The organism is Nocardia sp. NPDC058058, assembly GCF_042885355.1.
Lineage (GTDB): Bacteria > Actinomycetota > Actinomycetes > Mycobacteriales > Mycobacteriaceae > Nocardia.
Genome location: NZ_JBHVSA010000004.1, coordinates 1568412 through 1590134 on the forward strand (window position 1 = coordinate 1568412; position 21723 = coordinate 1590134).

Genomic DNA, 21723 nt, shown 5'->3' on the forward strand with positions numbered 1-21723 from the left:
GGCAACCGTCACGCTCGTGCGCGCAGCCACCGCTGTTCGAGCACGCCCAGTTCGGTGCGGGCCGCGTCGCCGTGCGACCACTCCCGCGCGATGCGATGCCAATTGCCGGTGGCGCGCAATTTGCCGAGCAGGGCCAGGGTGCCGTACTCGGCCCGGCGCGCGAGGGCGTGTTCGGCCGGGGCGTATTCGCGGCGCAGGTTGTCGAAATAGCCGCGGCGCGGATCGATGACCGCCAGCAGGGCGTCCGATGCCGCGTCCGCGCCGACGCGGGTCTCGGCATCGGTCAGCAGCCAGCCGGACACCTCGTACATCAACCGCAGGCACTCCTCCGGCGTGACCGGTGAATTCTCTTCCAGCACACCGTAATCCACCAGCAGTGTGCGCAGGTCCGCGCCGCGGTACTCCGATGCCGCACGGGCGCAGTCGAGTTCGAATTCCACCGCCGTCGCATCCATCTGCTTGAACAGGCCGAAATCCAGGAATGCGACCTTGCCGTCGGCGGTGAGCAGGATATTGCCGGGATGCGGATCGCCGGTGAAACGGCGTTCGCGCACCATCGAGCCGATATAGAAGCGCATCAGAATCTCGCCGACCCGATCCCGCTCGCCCTCGGGCAGCGCGGTGATCTCGTCGAAGCGCAGACCCTCGACCATTTCGGTGACCAGCACCCGGGCGGTGCACAGGTCGGCCTCGACGGCCGGGATGTGAATGAACGGGTGGCCCTGGAAGATTCGCGCGATGGTCAGATGATGGTCGGCCTCGGCGCGGTAGTCGATCTCGGCGGCGATATGGGTCGCGAGTTCACGCACCAGCGTGTGATCCGCGACCGCGGGTGCGACGCCGCGCAGCAGGCGCATCACCAGGGCGAGGTTCTTCAGATCGGCCCGGATGGCGATATCGATGCCGGGGTACTGCACCTTGACCGCGACCGCGCGGCCGTCGATGAGCCGGGCGCGATAGACCTGGCCGATCGATGCCGCGCCGATCGGCTCCCGGTCGAACTCGGCGAACACCGCATCGATCGGGCGGCCGTAATCGGCCTCGATGACCTTGCGCATCTGCTCGAACGGCAACTGCGTGCTCTGGTCGTAGAGCGCGGCCAGCTTGCGCTGGAAGCGTTCGCGCTGGCGCGGCGATATCGCGCGGTCGCCGAAGGCCGCCAGCGGATCGAACATGGACAGCAATTGCCCGGCCTTCATCGCCAGGCCCTTCATACTGCCCAGCACCGTGACGATGTCCTCGGCCGCCTCGACGAGTGCGCGCTCGGTGCGGGCGATGCGCTGTTCCTCGGTATCGCGGACCATGGACAATCGCACGCTCGCGCCTCGAACCGCTTGGCCCGCAACGAGTTTGCCCAGTTCGGCGCCGCGTCGCGCGCGGGAGACGGGGATATCGTTCGGCATCGGCGACCTCATTCCGGCGAGAGCTGCGAGATTAACAGACGCCGGTGTCGACTAATCCGTATCCGGCTGTAGTGCCCGCAGGCCCGGGGTGAGTACCGCGATCGCGGCATCGATATAGGCGCGCCGATCCGATCCGCCGCGGCCCTGGAGCGTGCGCATGACCGGGGGAATGGTCAGGGCCAGCAGCATCCAGGACACCTCGCCGGTATCCACGTCATCTCGGATGACCCCGGAATCGACCGCGCGGGAAAGGAATCGGTCGACGGTCGCGGCGAGGATGCCGCCCAAGCCGAGGATTCTGGTGTTCAGCTCGTCGTCGATGCCGGGTAGCTCGAACAGCATCGCGTTCATCAGCGCCGGATCCGATTCGGCGATATGGCACATCCGCTCGACCGCGCCGGACCAGGTCTGGATCAATTCCTCGACGGTGAACTCGCGGTCCAGCAGCGCGGGTTCGAAGACGTCCCCGGCGATTTCGGTGAGCAGCCGATCCAGGCCGTAGTCGACGACCTCGTCCAGGATCGCGCGCTTGCTGTCGAAATAGCGGTAGAAGGTGCCGTAACCGATGCCCACCTCGGCGGTGATATCGGCCGTTGAGGCCGCCGCGTAGCCCTTGGTGGTGAACACGCGGTAGGCGGCCGCGATCAGCTCGCGCCGGCGCCGCTCGGTGTTCTGCTCATCGCGGGGGCGTCCGGGTCCGCGCTTGGCTGGTTCGGTCATCGAGCACATCGTATGCGCCCGTCCCGCTGATGACGCCCGGCAACCGTCCGGGGGATCGACTCTTGCGATTCTGTCTGAGACAGTTTATTTTGATGACGAGCCTGTCCGATAATTGAGTGCAGGTCAGAACCGCATTCGCCCGAGGCTGAATGTTGTACGACAAAGGAGTCGCTCCATGACGCGATCACCCGGTATCACCTCGTTCCTGCACACCCAGCACGCCGCCCGGCAACCCGTCGACGATTCGGTCTTCGACACCGCCGCACTGGTTTTCACCATCGAGCGCGAATTCAACGCTCCGGTGCGCGCGGTGTGGACCGCCATCGACGACGATCGCGCCTGGAGTTGGCTGCCGTTCCCGCGCCTGGGCGTGCGGTACGACTCGCCACTGCGCGGGGTCGGCGTGGTGCGGGATATGGGATCGGTGTTCGAACCGCTGCGGTTCCTGTGGGTGGAACGCGAGAAGTTCTGGCGGCACGAGCCCGACCGGCGCATCACCTTCGGTGTGGTGAGCGGTAACTGGATGCAGTATCTGCTGGTAGACCAGTACGCCGAGGATATGACCTTCACCGATATCGGCAACGACCGATCCAAATTGGTCTGGACGGTCGCGGTCACCCCGCGGCTGCCGCTGCGCTTCTCCACCTGGGCGCCGCCGCTGTGGCGCACCGCCTATCGCATCGGGGGCATCGGACCGCTGTTCAACCGGCGGGTGCAGCAGGTCGCGCGCACCCTGCCGCCGCCACCGCGAGTCGTCGGCACCAATGGCAAGTCCGCTGCGGTGCCCGGCCGCCGGACCGGGAAAGGCGTGAAATGACACCGCAATACGAGGTAATCGTCATCGGCGCGGGCATCGGCGGCATCTGCGCGGGGGTCAAGCTCCAGGAGATCGGCATCGATGATTTCCTGATCATCGACCGCGTGGGCGGGCTGGGCGGCACCTGGTACAGCCACAGCTATCCGGACGCGGGCTGCGATATCCCGAGCACCACCTACCAGTTCTCCTTCGCGCGCAAACCCGACTGGGATCGGCTCTTCGCCAAACGCGATCAGATTCTGGAATACCTGGAACAGGTCGCCGCGGAGTACGACCTGCCGCGTCGAATGCGCTTCCACACCAGCGTCATTCGCGAGGAATGGGATGACGCGAACGGAATGTGGCAGCTGCACACCGAATCCGGGGAGGTGCTCACCGCGCGGTTCGTGATCAGCGCGGTCGGTGCGTACATCAACCCCAAGACCACCCCGGACATCCCCGGACTGGCCTCGTACACGGGCGTTTCCATGCATCCGGCGAGCTGGGATCACGAGTACGACTTCACCGGCAAGCGCGTCGGCATCATCGGCGTCGGGGCCAGCACCATGCAGATCGCGCCCAAACTGGCCGCGCAGGTCGAGCGCCTGGACATCTATCAGCGGACCCCGCAGGTGTATCTGCCCAAGCCGGACTTCGTGCTGCGGCCGTGGATGCAGCGCCTGCTCGCACTGCCCGGCGGTTCGGCGGTCGCCAACGGCATCGCCCAGACCGTCATCGATTCGGCGCTGCGGATCGCGATCTACACGCCCGCGCCGCTCTGGAAGGGCGGAGCCCGGCTGGTCGATGCCGTGGGCCGCAATGCCTATTCCGGCTGGTTGCGAATCAAGGTGCGGGACAAGGGAACCCGCGAGGTGCTGCGGCCCGGCTTCGGCATCGTGTGCATTCGCGGCGGCGCGGGCGGCGACTATCTGCCCACGCTCAATCGCGAGAACGTGGATCTCATCACCGCGGGCATCAGTGAGATCACCCCGACCGGTATCCGCGGTGCCGACGGGGTGGAACGGGAGATCGACGCACTCGTGCTGGCCACCGGGTACGAGGTGTTCTCCGATCCGGAGAGCTACAAACCCGGAACCGTCATCGGCCGCGACGGATTCGACCTCGGCGTCTTCTACAACACCGAGGGGCTGGAGGCGTACTACAGCACCTCGGTCGCGAAGGTGCCGAACCGGTTCATCATGATCGGCCCGTACTCCTGGACCGGTACGGCATTCCACTATTTCGTGGAGAACGCCATGCGCCATATCGCCACCGTCATCGATGAGACCCGGCGGCGCGGTGCGACCGTGGTGGAGGTCCGCCCCGAGGCGCAACGGCGATTCCATGCCGACATGCTGCGCAGCGGCCGGAACCTGTCGTATTACCTGGAAACCCGGTGCGAGGGCTCGAACAGCTATTTCGTCAACTCGCAGGGCAAATCGCCATACATTCGGCCCTGGTCGCTGTTGAAAACCTATCGCAAGGCCACCCGATTCGACCGCGACGATTACAGCTATCGACCCGCCGCCGTATTCGACGAGGCCACCGACGTCCCCGATGTGGAGCTCGCGCGCGGCTGAGCATATGCACTAACGGCGTCGTCCGCTTTCTCGGAAATGTCAATGGTGCGCTCGTAGGCGCCGGTGATGTGCTGTGCGTCGACGATGTGGTCGAGCGGTTCACCGCGCCGGTCGTCGTGCCATTGGGATATTCGAAAGGGGCCGGTGCGTGTCTGCGCTCGACAATTTGCGGCGATCGGCCGTGCTGGCGGTCGCCGTCGCGGCGGCGACCGCGGTGCTGCCGATGGGTGGCGCCGGGGCCGATGAACCGGAACCGATCGGCATCGCGACCGATCGCCAGGAGCAGGTGCTGGGAGTTCGGGACGGGGTGATCATCTCCAGCGTCAGCTACTTCCTGCCGCTGCCCGCCGGCGCCCCGGCCCATCCGGCGGCCTGCGATCGGGCGGGCTATCTGCGCTACCGGCCGGTCGGCGGACCCGCGGCTTCCGCCGACGCCGACCATGTGATCGTGCAGCAGCCGGGCGCGATGGGCGGTGCGGTGAATTCCGACAGCGTCGCCGCCAATACCGTTGTCGCGGCGAAGGCTTCGGGTCAGAACATCGAATTCTGGGCGCTCGCGCGGCGCAGCGCCTGCCTCGACGAGAACGAGGGTTTCGATTACGCGCTGCGCACCGGCAATTACCTGGACGCGGTCGATTACTACTTCAATCACAAGCCGATCGACGGCAAGGTGTTCCCAGGATTCAAGGATTCGCCGGATCTGGCCGTGCTCGACGGTATGGGCATGGAACGCGTCATCCGGGATCAGTACGAGATCATGCTGAACGAGATTCCGGATCAGGCTGTGCGCCAGCGCAAATACGTCTGCACCGGTATCTCCCTCGGCGGGCTGGTCACCGGATTCTTCTCGGACTGGGATTTCGACGGGAACCCGGCCACCACCCGCGACGCGGGTTACAACCAGTGCGCCGCGTTCGCCGCGCAGGACACCATGATCACCTCGGATCCGGTGGCCATTCAGAACACGCCGTTCCTGCACGATCTCACCAATGCCATTGTCGGGCCGACCAATGATGTGGTGAAGGCCGCCGCGAATGTGGGCCTGCTGCCGCGCGCACTGGTCTCGGTGCCGATCGTCGGGGCGCGGACCTTCATGATCTACCGGCTGGCCGGGCTCGCCGCGCATCTGGAACCCGACGCGGAAAGTCAACTGCTGAAGCATCTTCCGCACGATCTGGATATCGACGCGACGCTGGACTACATGTTCTCCGGATCGCTGTCCGGGTTCGTCACCAATGGCGCGGACGGTTCGGGCAATATTCGCGACTACCGGTTCACCAATACCGCGTTGCTCGGTGAGTTCATCGATAACAACTCCGGCAATTTCGCGCTGTTCCAGCAGGGCGTCGGTGCGCTGGCCGGAGGTCCGGTGTCGGACAAGGTGTTCCCGGTACCCGGTTCGGTCACCCAGGTTCCGCTGCTCGGCGGATTCCTGCGCGCCGTCGCCGGTCCGCAGACGCGGGTGCGGCCGACCGATCCGACGGTGCTCTACACCTGGCGGAATTACGACGATGTGCGCGATGTGCCGTACACCTCGCCGAATCATGAGGCATCCGATATCCGGGACGCCGCAAGGCAACTCGGCACCGGCGCGCCGTACGCGTACTGGGAGACCTACACCCCGGCCCGGCTCTTCATCGATATCGGCGCGGGCTACGGCGGTGCGCGCGGCGGCGATATGACGAATCTGCGCTACCACAACATGGCGCGCACCAAGCCCAGCTATATCGCCTACGCCGGTGACGGTTTCGTGCAGCAGGGTGCGGGCGTGGTGGTGCCGCCGCCGCCCACCGCGCAGGTGGTCACGCTGCCCGGTTACAGCCACGTCGACACCATCGGCGCGGCCCGGGTGCAGAACGACGGGAAGCCCGACGCCAGCGCGCAGACACTGGCCGATTTCGTGAAGAGCATTCGATGACAAGCGAATTCACCACCACGTACCTCGGAAGGCGGGCGGGCATGTCGCTCACCACTCGGATCAGACTGCTGCTGTCCATGGGAGTTCCCCTGGCGGTCACCGCGATACTGGTCTTCACCGGCTTCGCCATGCCGGAATCGGTTGCGCAACCGGCACTACCGGGCGGACCGGATCAGGCGACGGTCAGTCCGGTCACCGGTGATCCGGGACTCGGCGACGATGTCGAGGCCACCTACGTCCGGCTGCACTATCCGAGCCCGTACTCCACGATGGCGCATCCCGAAGCGTGCGACTGGATTTCGTTCGTGCGGTATCGGTCCAAGAACGGACCCGCCAAATCCTCCGACGCGGACGCGGTGCTCACCATGCAGCCGGGCCTGTTCTCCGGCGCGGCGAACCTGAATACCCAAGCGGTGCAGGTGGTTCGCAAGGCGGCCGCGACCGGGAAGTTCGTCGAATACGTCTCGATGGATCGCCGGGCCAACTGCGCCGAGGACCACACCGGCTGGGAGGCCGCGCAGCGGGCGGGGGACTACCGCGTCGCCGCGAACTACTACTTCAACGGGCAATCGGTCGATGGCCGTAGTTATCGCTACCAGAGCTCGCAGGATCTGAACTACCTCGGTGAATATGGGCTGGCGCTGTCGCTGGACGACTGGCGCGTGGTGATCGAATACCTGCTGCCCGACGCGGGGGATCGGCATAAGAGCTTCTGCGGCGGACATTCGCTGGGCGCGTTCATGGTCGGTCCCATGATGGCGTGGGATTTCGATCAGAATCCGGCCACCACCGACGATTCGGGCTACAGCCTGTGCGGCGGCGGCAGCGTGCCCGAGGACGGTTTCGCCATGACCGATCCGGCGGGGCTGTCGGGGGTGCCGCCGCTGGACGCCTTCCTGTCCACGGTCGGCGGCGCGGCGCGCACTGCGATCGACTTCCTGATGAAGAACGGCCTGGGTGTGGGTCAGCTGCCGGTCATCGCGGCCAGCGAGATCATGAACACCTATCAGCTCGCGGCCATGGCGGCCGATCAGCATCCCGACGCCGAAAGCGATCTGAAGACGCTGGTGCCGGGTGATCTGCGCACCGAACCGTGGATGCGGCTGATGTACGGCAAGGACTACCTCGACCTGTTCACCGGGGCCAACCTGCCGCGCGATTTCCGGCTCACCAACGCGGCCGCGCTGGGCATGCTCTTCGACCAGAACTCGGCGGAGTACGTCATGCAGGCCGGGCTCGGCTTCTATGACTGCCCGGTGGTCGGCAAGACCTATCCGGTGCCGAACGGGCTGGCCTCGGTGCCGGTGCTCGGACCCACCCTGTTCATCATTCCGATGCGGGTCGGCTACGGGCAGAACTACACCCCGGCCGATCGAAATCAACTGTGCGGCTGGAAGAACTACGACCAGGTGCCCGCCGCCACCATCGACGGCATCGATCCGGTGCGCGGTAATCCGACCGACCGCGATCACGAGGTCACCGATTTCGGCCAGTTCGCACACGCGATGAATCCGGGCTGGCAGCCCACCGACTTCTACGAGGAGTACACCCCGCTGCGCATCATCACCGATATGGTCTTCGCGCTCGGCATCGGACGGGACGGGGAGCTGCGACAGTTGCAGAACCGCACCGGCGGCATCCTGAACTTCCTGCTGCACGGTGACCGCTGGCAGAGCACCCCGGCCGGGCGGAAGAATCTCACCATCCTCGCCGGTGATTCGCCACTGCAGAACGCGGGTTACGCGGGCCTGCTGCCCGCGAACGCCAAGCTCATCCCCGGCTACCGGCACTATGACGTGGTCACCGCCGCGGAACGGCAGAACAACGGAATGCCGGAGATGGCAAGCACTCTCATCGCCAACTTCCTCACCCAGCCCTGACCGGTGAGCTACGCGGTTTCCGAATGGTTCGTGCGCTGATTTTCACGAGAGATTAACGGCCACCTGGGCTTTTGTTTGGAAGAGTGTTCTTTCCGGGACAAACGGAGAGAACGGGAGCACGATGAGCTCGGTACACGCTTTGCCAATGACGCGATCAGCGGCCTTGTTGGGTGTTATACGAGCTCAGCTGCGCGAATTCATTGCACGGCAGAGTTTTACGCCGGATGAACGCACCGCCCGCGCGATCGCCTGCTCACCGCTGGGTGTGCTCGGTGGAGGGATCGCGCGGCGGTAGCGCAAGTGCGCCATGATTATTCGGTGTACCGAAGGTTCTGACGGCGTATGATCGGCCAGGATGGGCACCCGGGCGCAGCACGACCAGAAGGCGATAACCGACTGGGACGTGTTCGCGAATGCCCTCGCGCGCATACTCTCCGAATTACCCTCGCGCGCCACCCTCGTCATTGCCGCGACCGGAAATCGATACGTTCAGTTCCAGCAGTTCGACATCCGGCTTTCCGCCGAGCTCACCGGCAATTACTATCTCGCCGAACCGATTACGGAGACCGCCGCGCTGCGGTTGCGCGAGCTGGGCTGGACCGCGCCGGTACCGAAACACGAAATCGAGAACTGGCGGCAGACGCTGCTGTGGCCCATCCCGCCGAGTCGTTTGGCCGATCTGGCCCGATCGGCCGTCATCGGACTGCACGATGCCCTCGGGATCGGTTCACCCACCGAACTCCGCGCCTCCGGCTGGACCGAGGCCAATAGCGACCTCGATCTCAGCGCGCTCGGGCCGATCGCCCGCCGAGGGCTCGGCTAGCGCGTTCACCAGGCACGTTCGCCTGCTTGTCGATTCAACTCATCCGGGTATCGCCGGCGCTGTCCGGTACTGCTCGCGCCGGCGGCCGCTGCGCGTTTGCGTTGATCGTTCGCAGATGCGCACAGTGTGCGCTACTCTCATCCGCGTGCGGTTTTCGTCGCCTTCGGGCGCGACCGCGGGCCGGAACGGAGGTGCGGTGGATCGTCGAGCGGAGATACCGCAGCAGGAGAACATCATCTCCGCATCGCATCCGGGCCTGTCGGTGTGGACCCGCCCGCAGCGGCGGCCCCGACCGGCACTGAATCGGGAATTGATTGTGTCCGAGGCGATTACGCTGCTGGACGCCGAAGGTATGGCGGCGCTGAGCATGCGCACCCTGGGTGCGCGATTGAACGCGGGCGCGACCTCGATCTACCGGCACGTGGCCACGCGGGATCAGTTGATCGAACTCGCCGTCGACGCCGTCTACGGCGAGATCGCCATTCCGGAACTCGCGACGGCCGGGCAATGGCGGGATGCGGTCACCACCTGCGCGGAGAGCATGCGCGAGGTGATCCTGCGGCATCCGTGGATCGCGGAGGCGCTGCCCGGGGTCGGACTCGCCTATCTGGGGCCGAATGTGCTGCGGCTCAACGAATTTCTGCTCCGAGTGTTCGACGCCGCCGAATTCCCGCGCAACGAAACCGATACCGCCATCAGCACCGTCATGGGTTACGTGGTCGGCATCTGCCTGAGCGAGGCGGCCTGGCTCACCACCGTCGCGCGCAGCGGTGCGGATGAACAGCAGCTCGTCGATCAACTGCTGCCGACCCTGGAACGGATCACCTCCGCGCACCGGCGCATCGGGGAATCCATTGTGGCGCGGGCGGAATCGGGTATCGGCGCGGTCCGCGAGACCAAATTTCGGTACGGGTTGGAACGCATTCTGGACGGGCTCGCGACCCGGCTGCCGGGGTGGGCGGGATGACCGGCGTGGAATTCGGGCGCATCGACCCGCTCGAACTGGAAGCCTTCGTGGTCCTCGCGGAGGAACTGCATTTCGGCCGCACCGCCGAGCGGATGGGACTGTCCCAGCCCCGTGTGAGCCAGCTGCTGCGCTCGCTCGAGCGTCGGGTGGGACGGCGGTTGGTGGAGCGCACCAGCCGGCGGGTGGAGCTGAATCCCTTGGGGGAGCGGTTACTTCGTGATGTCCGGCCCGCCTTCGACGATCTGCGCCGTGCCGTGGTCGGCACCCGTGCGGCCGCGGACGGATTGCGCATCGGCTTCCTCGGGCCGTATTTCAGCACGCTGGACGGTCCGCTGCTGCGACTGCGCGAGCGCTACCCCGACTGCGAGGTGACGCTCACCCAATTGTCCTGGAGCGATGTGTACGGTCCGCTGCGCCGCGGCGAGGTCGACATTCAGACCTGTCTGCTGCCGGTGGAACAGCCCGACCTCACCGTCGGACCCGAAATCGGGGTCTTCCCACGACGATTGGCCATTGCCCGCAAACATCCGCTCGCCGCCGCGCCTTCGCTGGATATGGAGCATCTCGCCGAACTCACCATCATCGGACCGCCCTCGGTGCCGCCGGAACTGGCGCGCAGCTTCTGGCCGCCGGAGGTCACCCCGTCGGGCAGGCCCATCCGGCGCGGCATCACCGCCATCACCGAACCCGAAATGCTGGGCGCGGTGGCGCACGGCGCGGGGGTCTTCGTGACCACGGCCGCCATGGCACTGCACTTCGTGCATCCCGATGTGGTGTTCGTACCGTTCACCGGAATGCCCGATGTGCACGTGGTGCTGCTGTGGCGCAATGACACCGACAACCCGCGGGTCCGGGAGCTGGCGAGCCTGGCGCGGTAGCAAGTTCCTTCTTGACAGTCTCTGTCATGAAACAAGATACTGTCACGGTGCGGTCGAACGCGGTGGTCTATCCCGCAACCGCGCATGACTTGGAGGAACGCCGATGTCACTACGTGAACGGCAACGCAGGCAGATTCGAGCCGAGATACAGCGCGCGGCCTTCGAACTGTTCGCGGACAAGGGATTCGACGAGGTGACCACCGAGCAGATCGCCGCGGCGGCGGGCATCTCACCCAGCACATACTTCCGGCACGTGCGCAGTAAAGAGGATCTGCTGCTCGAACCGGTGCGCGAGGGCGGCGCGGGTATCACCGTGCTGCTCGAGGAACGCGACGCGGCGGAAAGTGCCGATATCGCACTGGCACAGTCGATTCTGGCGCGATCCTCCACACTCGCGACGGCCGAGCTGGAACAGTGGCGATCCGCGTTCGCCACCGCGCCGCATCTGCTCGACCGGGTCGCGCTCATCACGCCCGAACATCGCGCCCGGCTGGTGGAGCTGGTCGCCCAGCGCATGTCGCGCGATCCGCAGGTGGACAGCACACCGGGGCTGCTGGTGCATCTCATGCTCGCGGCCGCCGAATTCGGGTATCTGCAATGGCTGCGCAGCACCGATCATCCGGGAGCCTCGCTGCCGGTATGCGTCGAAGGCGCGCTGAACGCCGTCATCGGCGAACGGTGGCGCACCGCGCACTGAGCGCGAGCCGACTTTCCGGCCGGACGGCCGAAATCCAGCTGCCGACAGGCAGACTCACCATTTCTCCCTTGGGGTACAACCATGCGTACTGAAGCTTTCGACCTGGTGGTCGTCGGGTCCGGCGCGGCCGGAATGGCCGCCGCACTCACCGCCGCCCACCACGGGCTATCGGCGATAATTCTGGAGAAGGCCGCACACTGGGGCGGCTCCACCGCCCGCTCCGGCGGGGGAGTGTGGATACCGGGGAACTCCGTACTCCGGCGACAGGCTCCGGCGGACGATATCGAATCCGCCCGCACCTATCTGAAATCCATCACCGGGGAATACGGCGAGGCCGAACGCATCGACACCTATATCGATCGCGGACCGGAAGCCCTGGAGTTCCTCATCGAGCATTCGGCGCTCGAATTGCAGTGGGTGCCGGGCTATTCCGACTACTACCCGGAAGCTCCCGGCGGGAGGGCGCACGGGCGCTCGGTCGAACCGAAGCCGTACGACGCCAAGGGGCTCGGCGACGATCTGGCCACGCTGGAACCGGATTACGCCGCCGCGGCGAAGAATTTCGTCGCCACCCAGGCCGACTTCCGGCAGTTCCACCTCGGGCTGCGCAACCCGCGCGCGCCCTTCCGGGTGCTGCGCATCGGGGCGCGCTGGGCCAAGGGGCAGCTGCTGCGGCAGCATCTGCTGGCGCGCGGGCAGGCGCTCAGCGCCATGCTGCGGGAGGGTTTGAACGCGGTGAATGTGCCACTGCGACTGAATAGTCCGGTGCTCGAGCTCCAGGTCGACGACGGTCGCGTCACCGGTGTGGTGGTCCTACGCGATGGTGTCGAACACGTGATCAGCGCGCGTCGCGGCGTGGTGATCGCGGCGGGCGGATTCGACCACAACGAATCCATGCGCAAGCAATACCAGCGCGATCCCATCGGCACCGAATGGACGGTCGGCGCGCAGGGCAATACCGGTGATGGGATTCGGGCGGGCCAATCCCTCGGCGCCGCAGTGCGATTCATGGATGACTCGTGGTGGGGACCGTCCATCCGATTGCCGCGCCAGCCCTGGTTCTGCCTCGCCGAGCGCAACCTGCCCGGCAGTTTGATCGTGAACGATCGCGCCGAACGCTTCATGAACGAATCGCTGCCCTACGTGGAAGCCACCCATCGCATGTACGGCGGCGAGAACGGTCTCGGGCCCGGACCGGGTGAAAACCTGCCCGCCTGGCTGATTTTCGACCAGCGGTATCGCAATCGATACCTCTTCGCGGGGTTGCCTCCGCGCCAGCCGCTGCCCGGCCGGTGGTTCAAATCCGGTGCGCTCACCCGCGCCGATTCGCTGCCGGAATTGGCCGAGAAGCTGGGGATTTCCGCGGCGACGCTGCAATCGACGGTGGCCCGGTTCAATACCTTCGCCCACACCGGCCGTGACGAGGATTTCGGCCGGGGTGAGAGTGCCTACGATCGCTACTACGGTGACCCGCGCAACCGGCCCAATCCGAATCTCGGTGCGCTGCAACAGGGTCCGTTCTATGCCGCGAAACTGGTCCCCGGCGATCTCGGCACCAAGGGCGGTCTGGTCACCGATACCGCCGCCCGCGTGCTGCGGGACGACGGTTCGGTGATCGAAGGGCTCTACGCCGCGGGCAATGCCAGTGCGCCCGTCATGGCGCACACCTATGCCGGTCCCGGCGCGACCATCGGGCCCGCCATCGTGTTCGGCTATCTGGCCGCCCTGGACGCCGCCCGCGTCAGCTGACCAGGTTCTTCCGCAGTTTCAGGATGGTCCCGGCATCGAGTCCGAGGCCCTGCGTGAGGAACTTCCCGAAGTCGCCGAACTGCGAATCCACCTGGGATACGGCGATATTCAGGTAGTCCTCACGCACTTCCTGCAGCGGGATCAGCAGATCCGGGTTCTGCATGATCCCGCCCTGCTTCAGCTGCGCGCGCAATGCGGCATCCGCCGCGGCCCGATACTGATTCGACAGCAGATAGTCCTGCCGGGCGGTGGCCTCCGGTACGCCCACGGCCCGCAGCGTCACATAGGACAGCCAGCCCGTTCGATCCTTACCGGCGGTGCAGTGGAACAGCGTGGCATTGCCGGTGTTCGCCAGATCCCGCACGCTCTGCCCAAACTTGGACAGCGAATCCGGTGTCAGGAAGCTCCGGTACACATCGCCCATGATCTGCTCGGCCTTCCCGCCCCCGAGCAGCGCCTCCTGCTGCACCGGATCCTTCGATCCGATCGCCTGATACATCTTGCCGAACATCCCGGTGTCGTCGATTGCCCGCGCCACCAACGGAACTCCGGCGGGCAGCCGATCCGCGCCCAGCGCCTGCACCTCCCCGGCGGTCCGCAAATCGATCACGGTCTGCAAATGCAGCGCCCCCAGTTTCTGCACATCCGCATCGGTCAGCTTCCCCAGTGCATCCGACCGAATAACCTTCCCGCTCTTGACCTTCGCCCCGTCATAGGTCCGATATCCCCCCAGATCCCGAACATTCACCGCCCCCTGCAACTCGATCTTGACCGGCCCACCGGCGGCGGCAGGCGCGGCATCCGCCACCCCACCCAGCCCCGCGGTCAGCATGGCCACCGCGAGCGGAACAACCGCGACCGAAAAAGCGGACCGTCGACTTCGAGCAATATCAAAGAATTTCATCTGCGCGACGCTAAACGCGGCTTACCAGCGCCCAGTCGATTCGGTGCACAACACCCACCCACAAGGACTCGCGCACCTGTCACCGAGACTCGCTCTGGTGCAGCGAGATAACGGCAGCTAGTACAACGAATGTCCGAGATCTATTCTACCGATACATATTTCGATCAGTCACATGCCGGGACGGTGGTCGGTCCTATGCGGCGTATCGCATCAGCTCCCGTACCGATTCTGCAACCCCTGCAACGTCGCCTCGATCCCCGCGATATTCCCCCGCACGAAACCCGTTGCCTCGTAATACTTCACCCGATTCTTCACCGGCGTCCCCCGATGATCGAACGTCTCGGTCACCAACGTCCGGGTCGGCGAAAGCGCGCGAAACTCCCACCGCCACAAATGCCCGAACGGATGCCGCCACTCGATCAGCTCATCGGGCGTGAACGCCGTCACCACACACGTCATCCGATACGGCACCCCATACATCCGCATCTTCGTCGAAAACCGAGCCCCCACCTCCATCCGCTCCGGCACCCGAATGTTGTCCCCCACCGTCCCCGACCCATCCACCTCATGATGCCGCCGCGGATCCGCCACCATCGCGAACAATTCCCCCGCCGGCACCCCCACCTCCACCGACCGACTCACCTGAAATGGCCCCGCATCAACAACCGAAACCGCCATGACCTCACCCTTCATCTCCCGAACTAGAACAGATTCTAGCCAGCAATCCCCGCCACCGGGTATCCCGTTCGAGACCCACGAAGGCCTACCTCAATTCGCCTGAATTCCGCTCCCGCATCGACCGCTGTTTGCGTGTCATGACTCATGCTCTTTCGGGGAAACGGGCGGAGCCCCCCTCGCCGAGGCGAGGGGGGCTCCGTGAATTCTGTTGCTACGGTGACGATTTAGACGTCGAAGTAGAGTTCGAACTCGTAGGGGTGCGGGCGCAGGTTCACCGGGGCGATTTCCTGGGTGCGCTTGATGTCGATCCAGGTCTCGATCAGGTCCTCGGTGAACACGCCGCCCTCGGTGAGGTAGTCGTGGTCTTCCTCGAGGCGGTCGATGACCGACGCGAGGGAGGTGGGGGCCTGCGGGATGTTCTTGGCCTCCTCCGGCGGGAGCTCGTAGAGGTCCTTGTCGACCGGAGCCAACGGCTCGATCTTGCGCTTGATGCCGTCGATGCCGGCCATCAGCATGGCCGCGAACGCCAGGTACGGGTTACCCGAGGAGTCCGGCGCGCGGAACTCGATGCGCTTGGCCTTCGGGTTCGAACCGGTGATCGGGATACGCACGGCGGCCGAGCGGTTGCGCTGCGAGTACACCAGGTTGATGGGGGCCTCGTAGCCCGGCACCAGACGGTGGTACGAGTTGATCGTCGGGTTGGTGAACGCCAGCAGCGACGGGGCGTGGTGCAGGATGCCGCCGATGTAGTGACGCGCCAGATCCGACAGACCCGCGTAACCGGCCTCGTCGTGGAACAGCGGCTTGCCGTCCTTCCACAGCGACATGTGGGCGTGCATGCCCGAGCCGTTGTCACCGAACAGGGGCTTCGGCATGAAGGTGGCGGTCTTGCCTTCCTGCCACACGGTGTTCTTCACGATGTACTTGAACAGCTGCAGGTCGTCAGCGGCGCCCAGCAGCGAGTTGAAGCGGTAGTTGATCTCGGCCTGACCGGCGGTGCCGACCTCGTGGTGGCCGCGCTCCAGCTCGAAGCCCGCGTTCTGCAGGTTGGTCGAGATCTTGTCGCGCAGATCCACGTAGTGGTCGTACGGCGCGACCGGGAAGTAACCACCCTTGTTGCGAACCTTGTAGCCACGGTTCGGGGTGCCGTCCGAGTTGTACTCGGCGCCGGTGTTCCAGGAACCCGAGATCGAATCGATCTCGTAGAACGAACCGTTCATGGCCGAGTCGTAACGGATCGAGTCGAAGATGTAGAACTCGGCCTCGGCACCGATGTAGCAGGTGTCGGCGATACCGGTCGAGCGCAGGAACTCTTCGGCCTTACGCGCGATGTTGCGCGGGTCGCGGGAGTACGCCTCACGGGTGAACGGGTCGTGCACGAAGAAGTTCAGGTTCAGGGTCTTCGCGGCACGGAACGGATCGATCCGAGCGGTGCTGAAATCGGGCAGCAGCAGCATGTCCGACTCGTCGATCGACTGGAAGCCGCGGACGGACGAACCGTCGAACGCGAGGCCCTCTTCAGCCAGATCGGCCGTGAAAGCCTTCGCCGGGATCGAGAAGTGCTGCTGCACTCCGGGGAGGTCGGTGAACCGTACGTCGACGTATTCGACCTCCTCCTCCTTGAGGAACTTGATGACCTCGTCGGCCGTGCTGAACGCCACTTGTACTCCTTACGGATCGGTTCCCAGCCAGTTCAACTGCATGGGTTCGTCGCGACCAGACGCTATGGACGCCGTGTTTCCCCGCAATCAAGGCTGTGTTTCGCCAGTGTTACACGTACAGCTGGCCGGGGGTTCGGCGGTGTCCCCGAGACTTCGGAGGGCACGCGTCGGTCGCCGAGTGGCGTTCGACCAGCACCGATATCCTGTCATCTACCTCGGCCGCAACGCCGACAAGACTCCGAAAAGATAGGGGTATTACCGTGTCGCGCGCGCCGGCCGTGAGAATCCTCACCGCTCGCGGCAGCCGTCCGGTTACCCCGCACGCCGTCCGGTCCTCGGCGTGTGCGAGGTAGCTTCGCACCGATTCGGCGTTCGCGCATCTCGTGCGAGGCAGGGGTGCGGACGCCGGGGGAGCGGCGGCGAATAAGGTGGACCCATGGCACGCATCACCGGCTCCTGGCTCTCCGGACCGAACGCCGATTCCGGGGACAGCTCGTCCGGTGACTACCAGGGCAAGGAACTGGGCCTGCCGAAAACCGGTGTGGGAGCGCTCGCTCCGATGACGCGGCGCATTCCGGCGCTGATCCTGGACTGGTTCATCTCGCTCGGCTTGACCGCGATTCTGGTCCGCCCCAATGCCGATGCGCTGATCGCGAAATTCGTCAGCGCCAATCCCGGCAAGACACCGCCGTCGCATTTCGAGGTGATCATCAATTCGCTCGCCACGCCCAATCTCGGGGTGTGGTTCGTGCTGGGGATTGCCACGGTGACGCTGTTCGGCTTCACGCCCGGACAGTATTTCCTGCGAATCCGGGTCAGCCGCATTGATATCGACGGACCGGTCGGATTCGTTCGAGCACTCGCCCGGCAAGCGATCCTGATATTCGTGGTGCCCGCGCTCTTCACCGACGGCGACGGCCGCGGCATGCACGATCGGGCCACTGGCACGGCACTCACCTACAGCCGCTGAACAGCGCGTCCATTCGATTCGGCGGGATCCGAATCCTCACGAATAACTCATACATCCAGGTACATCATGGCTTTGCCATGTAAATGTCCGTCCGGCCGTGGCCCATTGTTCACCCCGTGTTGCCTTCGATCGGTATGGTCGCAGGCGGTCCGCCGGGGCGCACTCCACGAGCTAGCGAAACGGCGGATAGCTGTTGATGTGCTGATGGAGGATCGATGGGTACGGGCTACCGGGCTGCCGCGCGGAGTTTCAGCCGGCGGTCGCTGCTCGCGACCACCGGTCTGCTGGGCTTGGCGGCCACCGGTGCCGCGGTGAGCGCGGGCGTCAACGCCGCACCCGACGGCGACAGTGTGCAGAATGCCCTGCCGCACGGTCCGCAAACCATCTTCGGCATCGAACCCATCGTCCGCACCGACCGCGTGTACTCGGCCGCGCGCGGACGGCAGGTGGATGTCATCACCATCCTGCCGCCGGGCGTGCCCACCGAGGGCCTGCCCATGTCGTTGCTGCTGCACGGCCTGCACGGCACCGCCCGCACCGCCGCCATCGGCGATATCGGCGGGGTGCTCGCCGCGGCCGTGGCGGCCCGCCTGGTGCCCGCCTTCGGATTCATGGCCATCGACGGCGGCGACAATTACTGGCATCAGCACTTCTCCGGTGACGATCCGATGAGCATGCTGCTCGACGAAGCGCCCGGCTGGCTGGGCGCGCGCGGGCTCAATACCGAACCGTTCGCCTGCACGGGCACGTCGATGGGTGGGTTCGGCGCTCTGGTCTACGGTCGCCGTCGCGCCGAACGCGGTCGGCCCGCCAATGCCATTGCCGCAATCTCCCCGGGGCTGATCACCTCCTGGAACGAGATGAGCAAGCGCAACGCGTTCGCCACCGCCGAGGAATGGTCCGCGCTGGACCCGTTGCAGAACATCGCCAAACTCGGCCCGTCGCCCACAGGCGTGTGGGTGGGGGACCGCGACCGCTTCATCGACGGCTGCCGCCAGTTCATGGGCCGGGCGCGCCTGGAGGTCGCGCTGGTGACGCCGGGCGCGCACAACGACGAATACTGGAGCACCATCACTCCCGATGTCGTGCGGTTCCTGGGGTCGCACGTGCGCTGATCTCGCGCCCGAAACGTCGGGTTGCCGGTTGGGTGGGCGTACTCTTTTCAGATGCCGCGAGGCAGACGCGGCCATGTACCCCGTACCGCCGGAGGGATCACATGAATGTCTTTTCGCCAGGCTTCCAGGGCCGCCCCCGGCCCAAGACCGACCGGCTGCCGCCCGGCCAATACCTGACCGAGGATTTCCCGGTGCTGTCCGCGGGCCCCACCCCGCGCGTCGACCTGAACCGCTGGCAATTCACCGTCACCAATGAGACCGGCCGCCAATACGCCTGGAGCTGGCCGCAATTCATGTCACTGCCGCAGACCAAGCCGCACGTCGACATCCATTGCGTGACACGGTGGTCCAAACTCGACACCACCTGGCAGGGCGTCTCCCTCGACACCCTGCTCGAAAATGTCGAAACCCAAGCGGAATTCGCGGCCATCACCAGCTACGGCGGCTACACCACCAACCTCCCGCTGGAGGATCTGCTGGACGGCAAGGCCTGGATCGTGCACAGCTTCGGCGGTCAGGACCTCGACCCCGAACACGGCGGCCCCGCGCGGCTGCTGGTCCCGCACCTGTATTTCTGGAAATCCGCGAAATGGGTCAAGTCGATCCGCCTGCTCGACTACGACGAGCCCGGCTTCTGGGAAACCGCGGGTTATCACAGCTACGGCGACCCGTGGCGCGAACAGCGCTACCAGGGCGACTGAGGGTCCGCGCCGAAATGCGCTGGCAGCCAGCGGAACTCACCGCATCCCGCTTCGAAACCCCGTCCGCCCGCACCCTCGCCCTGCGCATCCCCGGCTGGCCCGGTCACCTCCCCGGCCAGCATGTGGACGTCCGTCTCACGGCTCCCGACGGCTACCACGCCGAGCGCACGTACTCGCTCGCCGCACCGGCTGACGGCGACGATATCGAGCTGACCATCCAGCGCGTCCCCGACGGTGAAGTCTCCACCTACCTCGTCGACGATTTCCCGATCGGCGCGCAGATCGAAACCCGCGGTCCTGTCGGCGGCTGGTTCACCTGGAACCCCGGTACCGGTGGCCCGGCCACGCTCATCGCGGGCGGCTCCGGCATCGTTCCCCTGGCAGCAATACTCCGGGCTCGCCGAAAGGCAATCTCGCCCAACCCTTTCCGGCTGATCTATGCCCTGCGTACCCCGGAAGATGTCTACTACCGCGATGAGCTTTTCGGCCTGGATTCCAGTGGAATACGTCTCAACCCGGCCGAATTATCCACCTCTGCAATGGGATTCGAGGCGCTGGGCGATATCGATGTCTTCCTCGCCTATAGCCGCAGTGCGCCGCCGGGCGACCCACGCGCACCGGGACGGTTGACGGCGGAGGAGATCGCGAAGCATTCGCTGCCGCCCGCGCCGGATGTCACCTGCTATGTCTGCGGCCCGACTCCATTCGTCGAATTCGCCGCCGCCGCACTGGTTTCCGCCGGTCACGATCCGGCGCTGATCAGAACCGAACGCTTCGGACCGACGGGAAGGTAGCCATGTCGCCCCAGTTCACCTCCCCGAACGGTTATCTCGACGGCAACGTCCTCGCCGGACTGCTCTCGGAGATCTTCGCCGCCGACCTCACCTCCTGCGGATGCCGCTGCGGCGCATGCGGAGTGGTGGAGCCGGTGGCCAGAGCCCTGGTCTACTTCTGCTGCCCCGGCACCGTCGCCCGCTGCTCGCACTGCTCGGCGGTGGTCCTGCGCATCACCACCACCCCCGCCGGCCGCTGGCTCGACCTGGGGGAGGGCGCGGCCCTCTGCCTCCCGATCCCCGAGCAATAGCTCCCAACTCCCGAGGGGCCGCCCGTCCGCGGGCAAAGGTCGATCGCGACGCACCGCCCACTCGGTGAGGGGGGAGTGGTGGCGAGGCACCCTCGCGACATGCCGCCACCAGAACCCGTGATCTTGGTCAGGACAGGGTGCGGCCCAGGAAATCGCGGATGAGCGAGGTGATTTCGGGGCCGTGGGATTCCAGGGCGAAGTGTCCGGCGTCGAGGAGGTGGAGTTCGGCGTCGGGGAGATCGCGCAGGTAGGCGCGAGCGCCGTCGGCTCCGAAGATCTCATCGTTCGCACCCCAGGTGATCAGGGTGGGCGGGCGGTGCTCGGCGAAATACTTCTGGAAGGCCGGGTAGCTGTCCAGATTGACCTTGTAGTCGACGAAGAGCTGGAGCTGAATCTCCTTGTTGCCCGGGCGATCCAGATAGGACTGATCCAGGGTCCAGGTATCGGGGCTGATCGATGCCAGCCGGTCGGCCGGAACTCCATGCGTGTACTGCCATTTGGTGGCCTCGGCCGTGAGCAGCTCGCGCGCGGCCGCCTCATGCGTGACCCGGTCCTCGGCGTGCGCGAACAGCAGCTCCCAGAACGGGGTGAAGCCTTCGAGATACGCGTTGCCGCTCTGTGCGATCAACGCGGTGACCCGCTCCGGATTGCGCGAGGCGATGCGCAGCCCGATGGGCGCGCCGTAATCCTGGATGTACAGCGCGAACCGCTCGACGCCGAGCGTATCGAGCAGTTCCAGGGTGATCTCGGTGAGCTTCTCGAAGCTGTACTCGAATTCGTCCACCTGTGGCATCGACGACTGCCCGAATCCGATGTGATCGGGCGCGATCAGGTGGTACCGGTCGCTCAGCTCACGCAGCAGCGTCCCGAACATGGCGGAGCTGGTGGGAAACCCGTGCAGCAGTACCAGTGTCGGGTTCGCTGGATCGCCCGCTTCCCGGTAGAAGACCTGCTGGCCCTGGATCTCGCGGGTGTGGTGTCGCACCGTGGTCATCGCTGTGTCCTAACGCTCGCGCCGATCTGTATAACCGGCTATCGATAGTTAGAAGGTTAGTGATCCACGGATCATTCCCACGCGCCCAAACTTTTTCGCCGGAGCTTCCCTCGCCGGGGGACTTCGTCGCCGGAAGTCTCGTCGCCGGGGGACTCTTCGCCGGAAAATGAGCGAGGCCCCACATCCCGAAGGATGTGGGGCCTCG

General features: G+C 65.6%; 20 protein-coding genes. 14 read left to right on the top strand and 6 right to left on the bottom strand.

Features of this window, described 5'->3' with window-relative positions; genetic code table 11:
- Positions 1 to 8: 8 nt before the first annotated feature.
- Together ACFVUS_RS38215 and ACFVUS_RS38220 are read right to left on the bottom strand one after the other, a co-directional pair.
- Positions 9 to 1403: an ABC1 kinase family protein gene (locus tag ACFVUS_RS38215; RefSeq protein WP_387778276.1), complete on the bottom strand. Its 1395-nt coding sequence runs from the start codon at positions 1401 to 1403 to the stop codon at positions 9 to 11.
- A gap of 51 nt (positions 1404 to 1454) precedes the next feature.
- Complete coding sequence (locus ACFVUS_RS38220) at positions 1455 to 2123, bottom strand: TetR/AcrR family transcriptional regulator (protein WP_387778278.1); 669 nt, start codon at positions 2121 to 2123, stop codon at positions 1455 to 1457.
- Between the two features lie 175 nt (positions 2124 to 2298).
- On the opposite strand from ACFVUS_RS38220, the gene ACFVUS_RS38225 reads away from it, so the two are divergent.
- The 9 genes from ACFVUS_RS38225 to kstD all read left to right on the top strand — a co-directional run bounded on the left by ACFVUS_RS38225 (position 2299) and on the right by kstD (position 13411).
- Complete coding sequence (locus ACFVUS_RS38225; RefSeq protein ID WP_387778281.1) at positions 2299 to 2940, top strand: SRPBCC family protein; 642 nt, start codon at positions 2299 to 2301, stop codon at positions 2938 to 2940.
- Positions 2937 to 4499, top strand: a complete 1563-nt coding sequence (locus tag ACFVUS_RS38230; protein WP_387778284.1) for a flavin-containing monooxygenase — start codon at positions 2937 to 2939, stop codon at positions 4497 to 4499. The genes ACFVUS_RS38225 and ACFVUS_RS38230 overlap by 4 nt, the downstream gene beginning before the upstream one ends.
- A 148-nt stretch (positions 4500 to 4647) precedes the next feature.
- A complete protein-coding gene (locus tag ACFVUS_RS38235; protein ID WP_387778287.1) occupies positions 4648 to 6417 on the top strand; it encodes a hypothetical protein in 1770 nt (589 codons plus the stop codon).
- Positions 6414 to 8297: a hypothetical protein gene (locus ACFVUS_RS38240; RefSeq protein ID WP_387778290.1), complete on the top strand. Its 1884-nt coding sequence runs from the start codon at positions 6414 to 6416 to the stop codon at positions 8295 to 8297. Before ACFVUS_RS38235 ends, ACFVUS_RS38240 begins: the two co-directional genes overlap by 4 nt.
- A gap of 355 nt (positions 8298 to 8652) precedes the next feature.
- Entirely contained in the window at positions 8653 to 9120 is a 468-nt protein-coding gene (locus tag ACFVUS_RS38245; protein ID WP_387778293.1) for a hypothetical protein, read from the top strand.
- A 196-nt stretch (positions 9121 to 9316) separates the two neighbouring features.
- Entirely contained in the window at positions 9317 to 10087 is a 771-nt protein-coding gene (locus ACFVUS_RS38250; protein WP_387778296.1) for a TetR/AcrR family transcriptional regulator, read from the top strand.
- Entirely contained in the window at positions 10084 to 10965 is an 882-nt protein-coding gene (locus ACFVUS_RS38255) for a LysR family transcriptional regulator (protein ID WP_387778299.1), read from the top strand. The genes ACFVUS_RS38250 and ACFVUS_RS38255 overlap by 4 nt, the downstream gene beginning before the upstream one ends.
- A gap of 103 nt (positions 10966 to 11068) precedes the next feature.
- Entirely contained in the window at positions 11069 to 11662 is a 594-nt protein-coding gene (locus ACFVUS_RS38260; protein WP_387778302.1) for a TetR/AcrR family transcriptional regulator, read from the top strand.
- A gap of 81 nt (positions 11663 to 11743) precedes the next feature.
- Positions 11744 to 13411: a 3-oxosteroid 1-dehydrogenase gene (gene kstD / locus ACFVUS_RS38265; protein WP_387778305.1), complete on the top strand. Its 1668-nt coding sequence runs from the start codon at positions 11744 to 11746 to the stop codon at positions 13409 to 13411.
- Here kstD and ACFVUS_RS38270 read toward each other — a convergent pair.
- From ACFVUS_RS38270 to glnA, 3 genes are all read right to left on the bottom strand, one after another.
- On the bottom strand, positions 13404 to 14315 hold the full coding sequence (locus ACFVUS_RS38270; protein ID WP_387778308.1) for a tyrosine-protein phosphatase: 912 nt from the start codon (positions 14313 to 14315) through the stop codon (positions 13404 to 13406). The two genes, kstD and ACFVUS_RS38270, sit on opposite strands and share 8 nt — an antisense overlap.
- Positions 14316 to 14525: 210 nt before the next feature.
- Positions 14526 to 14993, bottom strand: coding sequence for an SRPBCC family protein (locus ACFVUS_RS38275; protein ID WP_387778311.1), 468 nt, complete (start codon positions 14991 to 14993; stop codon positions 14526 to 14528).
- Between the two features lie 224 nt (positions 14994 to 15217).
- Entirely contained in the window at positions 15218 to 16654 is a 1437-nt protein-coding gene (glnA, locus tag ACFVUS_RS38280) for a type I glutamate--ammonia ligase (protein ID WP_387778314.1), read from the bottom strand.
- 436 nt (positions 16655 to 17090) lie between these two features.
- Here glnA and ACFVUS_RS38285 point away from each other — a divergent pair, with 436 nt between their 5' ends.
- From ACFVUS_RS38285 to ACFVUS_RS38305, 5 genes are all read left to right on the top strand, one after another.
- A complete protein-coding gene (locus ACFVUS_RS38285; RefSeq protein WP_387778317.1) occupies positions 17091 to 17624 on the top strand; it encodes an RDD family protein in 534 nt (177 codons plus the stop codon).
- A gap of 215 nt (positions 17625 to 17839) precedes the next feature.
- Entirely contained in the window at positions 17840 to 18739 is a 900-nt protein-coding gene (locus tag ACFVUS_RS38290; protein ID WP_387778320.1) for an alpha/beta hydrolase, read from the top strand.
- Positions 18740 to 18840: 101 nt separating this feature from the next.
- The gene (locus tag ACFVUS_RS38295) at positions 18841 to 19440 is read left to right on the top strand and encodes a sulfite oxidase-like oxidoreductase (protein WP_387778322.1); all 600 of its coding nucleotides are present in this window, start codon (positions 18841 to 18843) and stop codon (positions 19438 to 19440) included.
- 14 nt (positions 19441 to 19454) lie between these two features.
- Positions 19455 to 20234, top strand: a complete 780-nt coding sequence (locus ACFVUS_RS38300) for a ferredoxin reductase (protein ID WP_387778324.1) — start codon at positions 19455 to 19457, stop codon at positions 20232 to 20234.
- 2 nt (positions 20235 to 20236) lie between these two features.
- On the top strand, positions 20237 to 20524 hold the full coding sequence (locus tag ACFVUS_RS38305) for a DUF6510 family protein (protein ID WP_387778327.1): 288 nt from the start codon (positions 20237 to 20239) through the stop codon (positions 20522 to 20524).
- 127 nt (positions 20525 to 20651) lie between these two features.
- On the opposite strand, the gene ACFVUS_RS38310 is transcribed toward ACFVUS_RS38305, so the two are convergent.
- Positions 20652 to 21518 carry an alpha/beta fold hydrolase gene (locus ACFVUS_RS38310; RefSeq protein ID WP_387778330.1) on the bottom strand — a complete coding sequence of 289 codons (867 nt, stop codon included), beginning with the start codon at positions 21516 to 21518 and terminating at the stop codon, positions 20652 to 20654.
- Positions 21519 to 21723 lie beyond the last annotated feature (205 nt).

Excerpts from the sequence above, each read along its gene's own strand:
- ACFVUS_RS38295 (WP_387778322.1), top strand. The coding sequence starts at position 18,841 with ATGAATGTCTTTTCGCCAGGCTTCCAGGGCCGCCCCCGGCCCAAGACC.
- ACFVUS_RS38275 (WP_387778311.1), bottom strand. The coding sequence starts at position 14,993 with ATGGCGGTTTCGGTTGTTGATGCGGGGCCATTTCAGGTGAGTCGGTCG.
- kstD (WP_387778305.1), top strand. The coding sequence starts at position 11,744 with ATGCGTACTGAAGCTTTCGACCTGGTGGTCGTCGGGTCCGGCGCGGCC.
- ACFVUS_RS38305 (WP_387778327.1), top strand. The coding sequence starts at position 20,237 with ATGTCGCCCCAGTTCACCTCCCCGAACGGTTATCTCGACGGCAACGTC.
- ACFVUS_RS38290 (WP_387778320.1), top strand. The coding sequence starts at position 17,840 with ATGGGTACGGGCTACCGGGCTGCCGCGCGGAGTTTCAGCCGGCGGTCG.
- ACFVUS_RS38310 (WP_387778330.1), bottom strand. The coding sequence starts at position 21,518 with ATGACCACGGTGCGACACCACACCCGCGAGATCCAGGGCCAGCAGGTC.
- ACFVUS_RS38225 (WP_387778281.1), top strand. The coding sequence starts at position 2,299 with ATGACGCGATCACCCGGTATCACCTCGTTCCTGCACACCCAGCACGCC.
- ACFVUS_RS38255 (WP_387778299.1), top strand. The coding sequence starts at position 10,084 with ATGACCGGCGTGGAATTCGGGCGCATCGACCCGCTCGAACTGGAAGCC.
- ACFVUS_RS38220 (WP_387778278.1), bottom strand. The coding sequence starts at position 2,123 with ATGACCGAACCAGCCAAGCGCGGACCCGGACGCCCCCGCGATGAGCAG.
- ACFVUS_RS38240 (WP_387778290.1), top strand. The coding sequence starts at position 6,414 with ATGACAAGCGAATTCACCACCACGTACCTCGGAAGGCGGGCGGGCATG.
- ACFVUS_RS38285 (WP_387778317.1), top strand. The coding sequence starts at position 17,091 with ATGGCACGCATCACCGGCTCCTGGCTCTCCGGACCGAACGCCGATTCC.
- ACFVUS_RS38270 (WP_387778308.1), bottom strand. The coding sequence starts at position 14,315 with ATGAAATTCTTTGATATTGCTCGAAGTCGACGGTCCGCTTTTTCGGTC.
- ACFVUS_RS38260 (WP_387778302.1), top strand. The coding sequence starts at position 11,069 with ATGTCACTACGTGAACGGCAACGCAGGCAGATTCGAGCCGAGATACAG.
- ACFVUS_RS38230 (WP_387778284.1), top strand. The coding sequence starts at position 2,937 with ATGACACCGCAATACGAGGTAATCGTCATCGGCGCGGGCATCGGCGGC.
- ACFVUS_RS38245 (WP_387778293.1), top strand. The coding sequence starts at position 8,653 with ATGGGCACCCGGGCGCAGCACGACCAGAAGGCGATAACCGACTGGGAC.
- ACFVUS_RS38300 (WP_387778324.1), top strand. The coding sequence starts at position 19,455 with ATGCGCTGGCAGCCAGCGGAACTCACCGCATCCCGCTTCGAAACCCCG.
- ACFVUS_RS38215 (WP_387778276.1), bottom strand. The coding sequence starts at position 1,403 with ATGCCGAACGATATCCCCGTCTCCCGCGCGCGACGCGGCGCCGAACTG.